The organism is Polaribacter sp. Z014 (assembly GCF_023555435.1).
In the GTDB taxonomy this organism is placed as follows: Bacteria; Bacteroidota; Bacteroidia; order Flavobacteriales; family Flavobacteriaceae; genus Polaribacter.
Map to the genome: position 1 here is coordinate 113,725 of NZ_JALCZP010000001.1, position 14,247 is coordinate 127,971.

General features: G+C 30.5%; 16 protein-coding genes. All 16 read right to left on the reverse strand.

Translation table 11 applies throughout. From position 1 onward, the window contains the following. Positions 1 to 83: 83 nt before the first annotated feature. Positions 84 to 1,205, reverse strand: coding sequence for an ABC transporter permease (locus MPF19_RS00515; protein ID WP_249986363.1), 1,122 nt, complete (start codon positions 1,203 to 1,205; stop codon positions 84 to 86). A gap of 162 nt (positions 1,206 to 1,367) precedes the next feature. Continuing rightward, a complete protein-coding gene (locus tag MPF19_RS00520; RefSeq protein WP_166383458.1) occupies positions 1,368 to 2,474 on the reverse strand; it encodes an ABC transporter permease in 1,107 nt (368 codons plus the stop codon). A gap of 206 nt (positions 2,475 to 2,680) precedes the next feature. Further along, on the reverse strand, positions 2,681 to 3,067 hold the full coding sequence (locus MPF19_RS00525) for a GxxExxY protein (protein ID WP_203393311.1): 387 nt from the start codon (positions 3,065 to 3,067) through the stop codon (positions 2,681 to 2,683). Between the two features lie 105 nt (positions 3,068 to 3,172). Continuing rightward, positions 3,173 to 3,901, reverse strand: coding sequence for an ABC transporter ATP-binding protein (locus MPF19_RS00530; protein WP_249986364.1), 729 nt, complete (start codon positions 3,899 to 3,901; stop codon positions 3,173 to 3,175). A 56-nt stretch (positions 3,902 to 3,957) separates the two neighbouring features. After that, positions 3,958 to 4,860 carry an ABC transporter ATP-binding protein gene (locus MPF19_RS00535; protein ID WP_203393313.1) on the reverse strand — a complete coding sequence of 301 codons (903 nt, stop codon included), beginning with the start codon at positions 4,858 to 4,860 and terminating at the stop codon, positions 3,958 to 3,960. 10 nt (positions 4,861 to 4,870) lie between these two features. Next, positions 4,871 to 5,248 carry a hypothetical protein gene (locus MPF19_RS00540; protein ID WP_203393314.1) on the reverse strand — a complete coding sequence of 126 codons (378 nt, stop codon included), beginning with the start codon at positions 5,246 to 5,248 and terminating at the stop codon, positions 4,871 to 4,873. Positions 5,249 to 5,250: 2 nt separating this feature from the next. After that, the gene (locus MPF19_RS00545; RefSeq protein ID WP_249986365.1) at positions 5,251 to 5,688 is read right to left on the reverse strand and encodes a hypothetical protein; all 438 of its coding nucleotides are present in this window, start codon (positions 5,686 to 5,688) and stop codon (positions 5,251 to 5,253) included. Between the two features lie 14 nt (positions 5,689 to 5,702). Beyond that, positions 5,703 to 6,608: an HlyD family secretion protein gene (locus MPF19_RS00550; RefSeq protein WP_249986366.1), complete on the reverse strand. Its 906-nt coding sequence runs from the start codon at positions 6,606 to 6,608 to the stop codon at positions 5,703 to 5,705. Positions 6,609 to 6,645: 37 nt separating this feature from the next. Further along, entirely contained in the window at positions 6,646 to 7,896 is a 1,251-nt protein-coding gene (locus MPF19_RS00555; protein WP_203393317.1) for a TolC family protein, read from the reverse strand. A gap of 1 nt (position 7,897) precedes the next feature. Then, entirely contained in the window at positions 7,898 to 8,512 is a 615-nt protein-coding gene (locus MPF19_RS00560; RefSeq protein ID WP_349666051.1) for a TetR/AcrR family transcriptional regulator, read from the reverse strand. A gap of 91 nt (positions 8,513 to 8,603) precedes the next feature. After that, positions 8,604 to 8,903 carry a hypothetical protein gene (locus MPF19_RS00565; protein WP_249986367.1) on the reverse strand — a complete coding sequence of 100 codons (300 nt, stop codon included), beginning with the start codon at positions 8,901 to 8,903 and terminating at the stop codon, positions 8,604 to 8,606. A 15-nt stretch (positions 8,904 to 8,918) separates the two neighbouring features. After that, on the reverse strand, positions 8,919 to 9,992 hold the full coding sequence (gene cydB / locus MPF19_RS00570) for a cytochrome d ubiquinol oxidase subunit II (RefSeq protein WP_203393319.1): 1,074 nt from the start codon (positions 9,990 to 9,992) through the stop codon (positions 8,919 to 8,921). Between the two features lie 3 nt (positions 9,993 to 9,995). Then, positions 9,996 to 11,327 (reverse strand): cytochrome ubiquinol oxidase subunit I, encoded by a 1,332-nt coding sequence (locus MPF19_RS00575; protein ID WP_203393320.1) that lies wholly within the window; start codon positions 11,325 to 11,327, stop codon positions 9,996 to 9,998. Between the two features lie 100 nt (positions 11,328 to 11,427). Further along, the gene (locus MPF19_RS00580) at positions 11,428 to 11,871 is read right to left on the reverse strand and encodes an OsmC family protein (RefSeq protein WP_203393321.1); all 444 of its coding nucleotides are present in this window, start codon (positions 11,869 to 11,871) and stop codon (positions 11,428 to 11,430) included. A gap of 112 nt (positions 11,872 to 11,983) precedes the next feature. Beyond that, positions 11,984 to 12,709, reverse strand: coding sequence for a peroxiredoxin (locus tag MPF19_RS00585; RefSeq protein WP_203393322.1), 726 nt, complete (start codon positions 12,707 to 12,709; stop codon positions 11,984 to 11,986). A gap of 191 nt (positions 12,710 to 12,900) precedes the next feature. Then, positions 12,901 to 14,244, reverse strand: a complete 1,344-nt coding sequence (locus MPF19_RS00590; RefSeq protein ID WP_249986368.1) for an MBL fold metallo-hydrolase — start codon at positions 14,242 to 14,244, stop codon at positions 12,901 to 12,903. Between the last annotated feature and the right edge of the window lie 3 nt (positions 14,245 to 14,247).

Sequence of the window (14,247 nt, forward strand, 5' to 3'; positions counted from 1 at the left end):
TATTCTTTTCCTACTGCAAGGTAATAATTACGTAGCCACAACACTAACTTAACCTTAGATTTTCTAATAATAACTCATACTATTTATGAGGTTTTCTTATAACTCCAAACGGCTAAACTATTCATAACAATGGCATAAAATAATGTTTTTAATAACTGAGGAAGAATATCTGAAAAACCAGCACCTTTAAGCATTACCATTCGCATAACCTCTACAAAATATTTTATTGGATTGAATTCTGTAACTACTTGCGCCCACTCTGGCATACTTTCAATTGGTGTAAATAAGCCGCTCATCAAAATAAAAATAACGGTGAAAAACCAAGCAATAAACATGGCTTGCTGCTGTGTATCCGTAAAGTTAGAAATGAATAGACCGATGCCTAAAATTACCAAAATATAAATAGAAGTGTATAAATATAGGAGAGGTAAACTACCAATCATTGGAACATTAAATATCAATTTTGCTAAAGTTAATCCAACCGTTAACAAACCCATTCCTATTACCCAAAACGGAAAAAGTTTCCCAATTATAAACTGACTTTTTTTAATGGGTGTCACGTTTATTTGCTCTAAAGTTCCTATTTCTTTTTCACGAACAATATTCATCCCTGAAAGAAATAAAGTAATCATGGTAACCAGCAAAACAAGAATTCCCGGAACCATAAATGTTTTGTAATTCAATGTTTTATTATACCAGAATAAAGGAATGGTTGCAATACTAACTGGTTGTACTTGTTTGTCTGAAATTTGCAATAAATCTGTTTTTATCTGTTGATTAAAACTTTGAACAATCTGCGTTACATATACGTTTTCTACACCCGCTGCTGCACCATCAATGGCGTTAATAGTTACTCCTAATTTAGTGTATTTTTCTTTTTGTAAATCGCGCTCAAAGTAGTGGGGGATTTCTAACACAACATCTACCTTTCCTTTTAGCATTTCTGAACTTGCTAATTCTTCCGATGGAAAATAGGTTAATACATCAAAATAAGTAGAAGCATTAAATTTTTCTATCAATGCCCTAGAGGTTGAGGTATGATCATGATCGATATAGCCAAATTTAATGTTTTTCACTTCAAAAGTAGCTGCATTAGATAATATAACGAGTTGTAATAACGGTAAAACAAAAATGATTGGAAGCATTCCTTTATTTCTAAAGATTTGCTTAAATTCTTTCTGTATGATGTATAATATTGTTTTCATATTTTTAAAAGAATAAAGAGAATAGAACAGAGAAAAAAGACGTTTTTAGTACTGTCCAATATTCTCTCTAACCACTATCATTTATTATCTAAATTTCACTTTTTTGTTTAACTGAATACTGTGACTGTCAACTGCTACTGATTACTGCTACTGCAAACTGTTTCACTCCAATCTAATTTTATATTTTTTAATACTTAAGGCGATAAAAAACACAGTCATTCCTAATAAAATTAAGGTTTCTTTCCACACATATTGTAACCCAACACCTTTTAACATAATGCCCTTTATAATGATGATAAACCATTTTGCAGGTATAATATTACTGATCACTTGCAATGGAAATGGCATACTTGTTATTGGAAATATAAAACCCGATAATAAAATTACAGGAAGCATTAACCCCATTAAAGAAATCATCATGGCAGTTTGTTGCGTAGCCGAAATAGTGGATATTAAAATACCTAAGGCCAGTGCTGAAATAATAAATAAAACACTTTCTAAACCTAACAACAATAAACTTCCCTGAACCGGCATTTTAAAGATAAAAATACTCAGCAAGACAATAACAACCGCATTAATTATAGACAGAAAAATATAAGGAAATACTTTTCCTATAATTACTTGAAACGGTTTTATTGGTGACACTAAAAGTATTTCCATGGTGCCCAATTCCTTTTCTTTGGTAATAGAAATAGAGGTCATCATTGCAGAAACCAACATCAAAATAATAGTCATAACACCAGGCACAAACATGTACACACTTTTTAGTTCTGGGTTGTAAACCATACGTGTTTGTGGAATAATTTGATACGCAATTGTAATTTCTTTATTTAATTCTTGTTGATATTTTTGCAGAATCGCATTTACAAAATTACTAATGGTATTGGCTGTATTTGGGTCTGTGGCATCCGTAATTATCTGAACCGTTGCTTTGTTTTCTTTGATAAGGTTTTTACTAAAATCTTTTTCAAAATTTAAAACAGCTTTTACATGTCCTTTTTTAAAAATAGTTTCAATATCAGCTTCTTTTTCAATAATTTGCTTGATGCTGAAATATTTCGAAGCCGCTATTTTATTAATAATTTCCTCTGTAGTTGCATCCTTAGAATGATCTAAAATAGCAATATCTACATTGTTGATTTCGTTGGTAATAGCAAAACCAAAAAGCATAATTTGGGCAATCGGCATTCCAAAGAGGATAAACAACGAGCGTCTATCTCTAAATATATGGTAGAATTCCTTCTTTATAAAGCCTATAAATCTTTTCATTTTATATTTTTTTCTCTGGCGGATTTACCTCCCGCTGATTTCACGGATTATCGCAGATTTTTTTATTCTCTTTTCTGCGAAAATCAGCGTAATCTACGTCAAACACATACTAATCAACTCTTTACCTCTCGCTGATTTCGCAGATATCCGAAGTTTTTTTAATCAGTGTGTTTTATTTTTTCTTTTACGCTCATATGCGGGAAAATCTATAACCCGTTTACTTTTCTAAAAATTCCTTTTGTAATATTATCTTCATTAAAATTGACTAATATTCCTAATTTCAATTTTGAAAGTTTTAAATAAGTGAGTACTTGCTTATGATGAACCTTAGCTAATTTTTCAACAGATTTTATTTCTACTATTACTTTATCATTTACTAATATATCTAATCGATATCCATTATTTAGTTCAATATCATCATAAAATATTGGTAATATTACTTGCCTTTTAACAGTTAACCCTTCTTTTTCTATTTCGTAAGATAAAACTGTTTCGTAAACAGATTCTAACAAACCTGGACCCAATTCATTATAAACTTTAAAAATAGCTCCTCTAATTATATAGGATATTTCATTTTCCGTTTTTCCTTCCATAACTTTTGTTTTTTTTCATTTGTCACTCTCGCGGATCACACAGATAAGCGCAGATTTTTTCAATCTCTTTTCTGCGTAAATCCGCGTGATCTGCGGGAAAGTTTTTCAGCCCCTTGCAAGTTTTAAAAACACATCATTCATATTATCCACTTTAAACTGTTCTTTTAATTTTTTTGGCGTGTCTAAAGCTTCTATTTTACCATTTACCATGATGGAAACTCTATCGCAATATTCTGCTTCATCCATATAATGTGTAGTTACAAAAACAGTAGTTCCTTGGTGCGCAGCTTTGTAAATCAATTCCCAAAACTGACGCCTAGTAATTGGATCTACGCCTCCTGTGGGTTCATCTAAAAAAACAATTTTTGGATCGTGAAGCAAAGACACCGAAAAGGATAACTTTTGTTTCCACCCCAATGGTAACGACCCAACCAATTGATTTGCAACACCTTCTAAACCTAATTCTGCAATTAAAATTGCCGATTTTTCTTTGATTCGTTTTCTTGTCAAACCATAAATTCCACCAAAAAAGGTGATATTTTCTTTCACCGTTAAATCGTCATACAAAGCAAATTTCTGACTCATATAACCAATGTTTTTTTTGATATCCTCTGCATGTGTAAACACATCAAAACCTGCCACTTTTGCTTTACCTGAAGTAGGAGTAGAAATACCAATCAGCATTTTCATTGCCGTCGTTTTTCCTGCGCCATTTGCGCCTAAAAAACCAAATATTTCGCCTTTTTCTACCTCAAAAGTAATTTTGTTGACGGCCGAAAAATCTCCAAACATTTTGGTTAATTCTTCTACTTGTATGACTTTGTTGTTGTTCATTTTGTTTTATTAGAGACCTCACAGGTTTTAAAAACCTGTGAGGTCTAATACGCTGTTTATTTTGCTAGTTCCATAAAAGTATCCTCAATAGTTGCTGATGTTTTTTCAATTAAAACATTAGATAGGTTTTTAGATTCCAAGTATGTTTTTAAATCATCTGGATTAAAATCTGCTCTTGTATCTGTATAATGCACAAACTCTCCAAAAGGATATACACTATGGTTATATTCATACTCTTTTAAATTATTGATAAGCTGATACATGTTATTTGCCCCTACATTGTAAATTTGATACGGATAATGTTTTACAATGGCTTCTGGTGTATCAATTTCTAAAATTTTCCCATCCTGAATTAAAGCTATTCTATCACACAAAGCAGCTTCATCCATATACGGTGTAGAAACCAAAATGGTGATGTCTTTTTTCTGCAAACGTTTTAACATTTCCCAAAATTCTTTTCTAGAAACGGGATCAACTCCTGTTGTTGGTTCATCTAAAAACAACACTTTTGGTTTGTGAATTAAAGCACAACATAAGGCTAGTTTTTGTTTCATTCCGCCAGATAATTTTCCTGCCCTACGATTCTTAAACGGTTCTATTTGAACATAAATATCTTTAATTAAATCGTAATTTTCATCTATCGTTGTCCCGAAAATAGTAGCAAAAAAATCTAAATTTTCCTCTACAGTTAAATCTTGATACAATGAAAATTTCCCTGGCATATAGCCAACGTTTTTTCGAATACTTTTATAGTCTGTAATTACATCAAAACCAGCAACGGTTGCAACACCTTCATTAGCAATTAAAAGCGTGGTTAACACTCTAAACAAAGTAGTTTTACCTGCTCCATCCGGACCAATCAAGCCAAAAAGTTCTCCTGGTTTTACTTCAAAAGAAATGTCTTCTAAAGCCTTTACGTTTTTATAAGATTTTGATATGTTAGAAACCGTAATGCTCATCAGTTTATACTTATTTTTTATAAAAATATTTTGGAATTACAATGATTAGAATTGCAATTACCACCCAAACACTTACTCTAAAAACCATGGCTTGAATACTTTCTACAGCAACAGTTTCACTTATAAATTTCAGATACAAAAAGATTGAAAAATGCATTCCTAAAATAACTAGAATCAACTTTTTGCTAATTGGTACATTCTTCCAAATTAGAAAGGCCGTAACAATAGAAATAACTCCAAGAACCACATTATAAATTACAAGCCATTTCAATACATTATAGTCTTTAGACTCAGCACCAAGTAACACAGTGGTCCCCGCGAAAGCGGACATTACCCCCAGAAATAAAGCAAATACAGCTCCGATAATATGTAAGAATTTCTGTTTCATTTTTAGTTGAAATAATCAGCGTATTCATTAATATTCTCCTCGATACTTTGTTTTAATTTTGCAGCTTCTTCAATTGTATTCGCTTCCGAAAGTGCATCTAATTTTGCAATTAAGGGTAAAAGCCAAACATGTAAATTATCATGCGAATCTCCTTTCATGGTGCAGTTCTTTATCACATAGTTTTTATCTACATTCAATTTTTCTGCCAATTCATAATAGCCTTCTAATGTATTGGATGAAAAATCTTTAATGCTATTTTGCATTTTTAACACACCTTCATTCGTTTCAGAATTCGCTTGCCATTTCTTACCATTATCTAGTTTAATTTCTTGTATCCAAGAATTAGAATATAGATCATTTACTTCTGCAGCTTCTTGTTTCTTAGTTGGTTTACAACTCACTAAAGCAAACAGCATTAATACATTAAATATAGGCTTCATCGTTTGAGTATTTATTAATTATTAGTATCTGAATTGCCAAACCACATTTCTGCTGGCATTCCAATTTTTAAGCTTCCGTCATTTGCCACATTAACTTTTACTGCATATACTAAAGCAACACGTTCTTCTTTAGTTTGAATAATTTTAGGCGTAAATTCCGCTTCAGAAGCGATCCAACTAACAGTACCTTCAAAAGATTTCATATCTTCGGTAGCATCAATTTTAACCGTAACTTTTTGTCCGATTTTAATGTTTGCCAATTGTGTTTCACTAATATAAACACGTAGTTCCATAGTACTTAAATCTGCAATTTTATACAAAGGCTTTCCAAAAGCAGTAATTTCATTTGGTTCTGCAAACTTGGTTAAAACGGTTCCGTTTACAGGGTTTATTATTTTACTTTTTTTAATTTGATCGCCAATTTGTTTTAATTGAACATCAATACTTTTTAGTTCGTTTACAACAGGTGCATTTTGTATTTCTACACTTTTAATCTGACTTTTAATAACATCTATTTCACCAGAAACATCATCTAATTGTTTTTGTGTACCGGCATTGTCTTTAATTAAATTCTCTACTCTATTTTTATTAATTCTGGCAGTATTTAATTTTGAATTTAACACAGAAATCTGTGATAAAACTCCTTTAGACTTGGAGCTAATTACAGACTTTGAAACGATTAATTGTTCTCGTTTTAAAGCTAATTGCACTGTATCTATAAAACCAACAAATTGGTCTTTTTCTAATTGATCTCCTTCTTCTATAGAAAACTTCATTAATTTCCCGTTATTTTCTGCCGAAATAGTTATTTCTGTAGCTTCAAAATTTCCATAACCATCTGCTTTATCGTTGTTATTTCCACAGGAAAATAGAGTTGTAGCAATTATGCTTAATGTTAATATGTAATTATAGTTTTTCATTTTGTATGTTTTTTCTGCGTATATCAGCGGTAAAAATTTACTTTCCTTTTATCGTATTATAATTTGCTTTTGCTAATTGCACTTGTATTTTATGTCTTAATAAAGTGTTTTCTGCTTCAAATAAATTGGTAAATTCTGTAATATAAACCGAAGATGTGATGACACCATTTTTAAGTTGAGAATCTAATGTTTTCAATACTTTCTTCCGAAGATTGATGATCTCTTCATCCGAATTTATAAAAGCTGAAATCTTTTCTATTTCTTGTTGTTGTTTGTTGAGTTCTATATTGGTATTTAATTTAAAAATTTCAGTTTCATTTTCAATAATATCTTTGTTAATTGCCACTGTTGCTTGTTGCTTTTTGTTGGTATTCCAATCAAATACATTCCAATGTAATTTAACGCCCACTATATAATATGTCTGAAAAGAGTTATCCAACATATTTAATCCAGGATTTCCATAACCGCCAGTTGCAAAGCCATTTAATTTTACCGAATTTTGTTTAGAAATTAATGCTTCCTGACTGTTTATTTCTTCCTTTTTCAATTGAAATAAATCTAGTTCTGGTCTTGATATTTCCGTTTGTAATTCCGTTTTAACTAAAGGTTTTTCAAATTTTGTAGCGGTACTTACAGATTGCCCAATTATACTCGATAAAGTATTAATTAAAGTTGTTTTCTGACTTTCAATTGCTATAAATTGTTGTTTAATTTTTAAGATTTCAGCCTCTAAAACACTATCAGAAGAAGGCAATAAAACGCCGTGTTTTATACCCGATTGTACTTCCTTTAGTTTAGCTTCTAATTGCTTTTTTTTAGCTCCTAATAAGTTGAACGTTTCTTGGGTTAATAGAACAGAAAAATACAGTTGATTAATTTGTGCTTTTAACTGATAGATGTTGGCATCAACTTGTTTTTGTTTTGTTTTTAATTGTGCTTTTTTAACCTTTAAATTCGCAGCTGTTAAACCACCATTATAAATCAATTGATTTACAGATAAAGTTGCTTTGTATTGATCTTTATTTAAGGGATCTATATTCGCACTCGGAATCGGAATTTGAATAACTTCAGATTGATACGTTGCTTGTGCATCTAAGTTAATTTGTGGCAATTTCGAATTCGAAATAATTTCTGTATCTAGTTGATGTTGCTTCTCTAACAACTGATGTTGCTTAATTAAAGGATAATTTGTTTCTACTAAATTATAACAATCATTAAGCGTTAAACTTTCTTGGGCGAATGCCGAGATACTTAGTACTGTTATTAAAATGAATACTACTTTTTTCATCTTATTTTTTTATTGAATTAATGATAAAGTCGGCAACTTCAGTTTTACGATCTTCTATGAGTTGCTGAAATCCGTCTTCTTCAACTGCTATTAAACCTTGAATTAAAGGCTTGGCTATAAAAGGAAATACATTTAAGGCTAGAATATTGATAAATAATTGTGCTGCATTAACATTTTTGATAGTACCATTTTTAACTTCAAGAGCTACCTGTTTTTTAAATTTTTCTAGATTTGGAAATCCATTATTTCCTTTCATTTTTAACATAAAATCAGGATTTCTATTTAATTCTTGAATAATAAAATTAGGCAAATAAGGATGCTGCTCAATAAACGAAATATAGTTCGAAGAAAAATTTCGTATTTTATTTTCTATGGATGAATCGTCATTTAAAATAGCATTTATTTGAGGCGCTAATAAGGAAAAAGCATTTATAAAAACAGCTTCAAAAAGTAATTGTTTACTTCTATAATAATAGTGCAACATTGCTTTGTTTATGCCTGCCTCATTCGCAATTTCCTGCATACGAGCCCCATCCATTCCTTTTATCTGAAAAATGGACTTTGCAGCTTCTAAAATTTGACTTTCAGTATTTTCGTTTTTCTTATTTTTCATCATCAACTAAATAGTTTAACCAAACGGTTAACAAATGTACAAAAAATAATCAAACACCATATATGTTTGATTATTTTTCTAGAAATTCTCTTCCTTATTTTTTACTTAATTTTCTTTTAATCATACTAATTACAATCAATCCTAACATACCACCTAAAAGAGAAACCATAAAATTTATACCAAGAAGCCATCCATGAAATATTCCATTATGCATTATAGATTGTGGGTTAAAACCAAGTCTTCCAAAAAACTTAATTAAAAAGATACTGCCAAAAACACCTGCAATTGTATTGCCAACAATACCAAATGAATATTTTTTAAATAGAACTCCAGTTGCAATTGCTCCAATTATTCCTATTAAAATACTTAATAAAGAAATTAAAGTTTCTGTCATAATACTCGATTTAGACTAATGTCCGTAATCCATTTTATCTACTTTACCGCCCATTAATCTTTTTTGAATAATTGCATAAATTACAAGTAGAATAAAACCTATAATTCCCCATACTAAAGCCACTGATAATCCATATTCTGAAGCCGCTGTATTATAAATGGTAAGTGGTTCATGAATATCATTTACAGAAGGTAAAATCACAGGGAACAAAGATGCTAAAGAAGATGTAATTCCCCCTAATATTAATAAGGTTGACAACCAAAAAGCATGAATATCTTTTTTAATTTTTTTGATAAAAAACAAGCCGATTAATCCTGTAAGATAAATAAGAGGAAACACCAATAAATAAGGTTTATCAACAAAGTTATTTAAAGAATTAGGATTCACTATTTGCCAAACAAATAAAGAAAATATCGTTAAAACTGCCAAAGCAATATTCAATTTAAAAACAATACCTTTTAGTTTCTCGTTTATAGAAGAATTGGTTTTTAAAACCACCCAATTTGCACCATGTATTGCCAAAGTAACTACAGAAATTAAACCGATAATTATGGTAAACCAATCGATTACTCCTGGAGTAGCACTTAACGGACTAAAACTACTATCCCAAAGTGGTAAGAAAAAATAATGCCCTTCGTGTAAAGCGATTCCGTTTTCTACTGCACCTAAATTTACACCTCTTACAATGTTTCCTAATGCAATACCAAAAAATAAGGCTAATAACAAACTAGAAACTCCAAAAGAAACATCCCAAATGTCTCTCCACATTTGATATTTAAATTGACTTCTAAACTCTAACCCAATAGCTCTAAAAATAATTAACCATAAAACGATGATTAAGGGTAAGTAAAAGCCACTAAAAACCGAAGCATAAAAAGTTGGAAAAGCCATAAAAAGCATTCCTCCTGCAGCGACTAACCAAACCTCATTAGAATCCCAAAATAAACCTGCAGATTTTGCAATTACTTCTTTGTCTTTTTCTTTTTTAGCAAAAAATAAATGAATAATTCCTGTTCCAAAATCATATCCGTCTAAAACAAAAAAGATCCCTAAAACAGTTGCTATTGTTATGTACCAAAATATTTCCATAGTTTAATGTTTTTGAAGTTTTGGACCTTCGTTAATAGTTTTTCCAACAAGTACTAAAAATAATAAACCAAGTAGCATATATAAAGCCACAAAACCTAATAAAGTAAATAAGGTATTACCAGAGGACACTGTTGGCGAAATACCATCGCTTGTTTTTAACAATCCATACACTAAATACGGTTGTCTCCCTAATTCTGCCGTATACCAACCTGTAAGGTTTGCGATATACGGAAACGGCACTAAAAACATAATAAACCAAAGTATTGGCTTAAAAGTATACAGTTTTTTTCGCCATAAAAAGAATAATGCTAAAGCCATTATACCAATAAATATGGTACCTAAACCAACCATTATATGATAAGAATAATAAAGAGCCGGAATATTATCTGGCAATTCTTCTTCTTTAAATTGATCCATTCCTGGAATTTGCTTATTCCAATCTTGATGGGTTAAAAAACTTAAAATATTAGGAACGGCAATTTTATTATCTAGCTTTTTGTCTACCATATTTGGCTGACCAACCAAAACAATTTCTGCTCCAGCTTCTTCAGTTTCAAAAATTCCTTCCATAGCTGCAAAAGACGCTGGTTGGTGTTCTGCAACATTCTTAGCATTCCAATCTCCTGTTGGAAAAGCAACTAGTAAACTAGATATTAATCCGAAAATTACACCTGTTTTTAAAAATAGTTTTCCGTATTCTAATTGTTTTTTTCTTAAGATATAAAAAGCACCAATACTTGCTACCACAAAAGAAGAGGTTACAACAGAGGCCATTTGATTGTGTAAAAAAGCAGGCAACAACCAAGGATTACTAAACAAGGCTGAAAAATTTTCTAGAACATATTTACCGTTTTCTAAAATTTCATAACCTACAGGGTGTTGCATCCAAGCATTGGTAGCTAAAATAAACCAACCACTTGCCCAAGAACCTAGAAACACCAAGAATCCTGTTAAGAAATGGAGTTTTTGTCCCATTAATTTTTCACCAAAAATAAAGAGCGCTAAGAAGGATGATTCTAAAAAGAAAGAAAACATTCCTTCCATGGCTAAAGTTTGCCCAATAATCCCACCTGTTAATTCAGAAAATTTTGCCCAATTGGTACCAAATTGAAACTCCATAGGAATTCCTGTTACAACACCCATTGTAAAATTTACTGCAAAAATTTTCATAAAAAATTTAGCAGCATTGTTATATTTTTCGTCATTATTTCTTAAATATTTCCATTTAAAATAGACAATCATTAAAGATAGTCCCATTGTTAATTGCGGAAATATATAGTGAAATGTGATAGTAAATGCAAATTGCAACCTATCGTAAAAAATCATGTCTTCCATAGAAAACTTTTTAAATGTATTATAAAATATTAATTATTCTAAGCGCCAATAAAAATACGAGATTCGCAACTTAAAACCTTACTTTGTTGATTGAAAATTTTCAGCTTTCTTTTACTTTAATCGTCACCTCTAATTTAATCGTAGAAGTAATAGAATTAGAAATTAAACAAGCTGCTTCTGCTTTTTCTACCACTTTTTTGGCCAATTCAATATCTGCTTCATTAGAAATTGTAACAGTAGGTTTTAAAATAACTTCACTCATTTTAAATTTACGATCTACCATTTCTAGTTTTCCTTCTGCATCCGATTCAAAATCTATAAAATTGAGTTTAAAGTTTTCTGCAACTGCTAAAAAGGTAGTCATTAAACAACCATTAATAGCTGCCACAAAATAATGTTCTGGAGTCCAAATATTTGCTTCTCCTTTTGGGAATTCTGGAGGAGTTGCAATTGTAATTTTTTCATCTATTACATCAGAAGATAAAGTTCCTTTTCTATTTTCGTTCCAATTTACTTTTACCTGATAAAAATGTTCTTTTGCCATTTTAAATAATTTATTGGTCAAATTTATGGCCTTTACACAAAGCTATATGTAACTTATATTACAAAAGAGGCTGTCTTACACAAAACAGCCTCTTTATTTTAAAAATAGGGGATTATTTTTTTAGAATGCTATCTAAAACTAAATCTTTATCTAATTTCTTAGTACAGAAAAACCAGTCTTTACAGTCTAGTTCTTCTGTAGAATTCATTCTTTGCTCTGCAACACCACAAGAACCAGCTGGAGATACAATTACATCATCACCAGGATTCCAATCTGCTGGAGTTGCTACATTAAATTTATCCGAAGTCTGCATTGCAATTAAAGCTCTGTATAATTCATCAAAATTACGTCCTAAACTTAATGGGTAATAGATAATTGCTCTTACAGTTTCATTAGGATCTACAAAAAACACCGCTCTAACTGCTTGTGTTTTGCTTTCTCCTGGTTGAATCATTCCGTATTTTTTAGCAACATTCATAGAAATATCTTCTATTAAAGGAAACTTAACTTCTATGTTTTTCATTCCGTTAAATTCAATTTTATCTTTAATAGTTCTTAACCAAGCAATATGGCTATACAAACCATCTATAGACAATCCGATAAGGCTACAATTTGCTTTCTCAAATTTTTCTTCTAAATGTGCAAATGTCATAAATTCTGAAGTACAAACAGGCGTAAAATCTGCTGGATGACTAAATAAAATAGACCATTTTCCTTTATAATCTGAAGGGTAATTAATATCTCCTTGAGTTGTTACTGCTGTAAATTGAGGTGCTTTATCTCCAATTCTTGGCATTGCAAATGTTTCTTGTTCTTGATTTGTTTCTTGAGTATTCATATATGTTATATTTAATTGTTATCTGAAGTAAAATTACTTTAGAAATAGTACTTGCTTTGTAACATTTGTAACTTAAACCATACCGAAACTTTATGTTGTTATAAGGATTGTTAATGGTTTAAAAGTTGCCGTTTTATTATTTCGAAATTCATTTTAGCATCTAAAAAAGTTTACTGTTTTTAATATAATTGTTAATAAAAATCGTTTATGTTATCACTAAGATCATAGATGTTATTACTTTCTATTATGTTAGAAATAACACTACTTCCTGCTGCACTTCTGTAGCCTCCTGCACAATGCACTACAATGGGTTTATCTGTTGGGATTTTACTTTTTGATGCTCTTAACTGATGCAGTGGAATTGAAATAGCGTTTTCAAAAATCTTACCTTCATTAACTTCACTTTTATTTCTAATATCTATAATTGTGTATTGATCTGTATTCTTTTTAAAATCTTGAAGATCTAAAGGTTTAGAAGTTTCAAAACTAGCGCTATCTAAAGTTATAATAGATTTTACTTGTTTTTCGTAACCTATTTTAGCAATTCTACTAAGTATCACTTCTACATCATCAACCGTATTAATTACTAAATGAAAACTCTCATTTGGTTCTATAATAGATCCCAACCATGTTTCTACTTTGTCATTTTCTGTTTCTGCGATGATATTAAAACTTCCTTTTAGATGATTTTTTTGAAAATCGTCAGCACTTCTAACATCTAAAATTAAATCATTATTATTCTTAAAATCTGTAATTCCAAATTTAAAAGGGATGCTACCAAATACCGATTTAAAATTGTCAGCACCATTTTTATTGATATCAACATTAAACTCAAAATAAGAAGGAATAAAGGGTTGATCTTTTAAAATATGATTCATAAATTGTACTTCTGTCATATCTTGAAAAGCCCAATTTTCTTTTCTTTCTTTACCTAAAGTACTTTGAGAATCTGTACTCATATTTTTACCACATAAAGAACCTGCTCCATGAGCCGGATACACAATAGTTGCATCTGGTAAATGTGTAAATTTATGTTGTATTGTATGATACATCTTTTGGGCAAGCTCTTCTCTTTTAGCTTTCATATTACCCGCTTTTTCTCTTAAATCGGGTCTTCCAACATCACCAATAAATAAAGTGTCACCAGAAAACATTGCATGGTTATTTTCTTTATCAACAGCAATTATGGTAATACTGTCTGGTGAATGTCCTGGAGAATTTATAGAAGAAAACGTAACATCTCCAATAGAAATTGAATTACCATCATCAAAAGCTTCATGTGTATAATTTGCACCAACTAATTGGCTAACATAAATTTTTGCTCCAGTTTCTTTATGTAATTGTAAATGACTACTCACAAAATCTGCATGAGGATGTGTTTCAAAAATGGCTTTAATTTTTACTTGATGTTTTTCTGCCAATTCATAATATGGTTTTGGATCTCTAGAAGGATCTACCAAAGCCATATCACCGCCACTAATAATAGCATATGAATAATGTGCTAATGGCTTATCTTCAAATTGTATAACATTCATCTT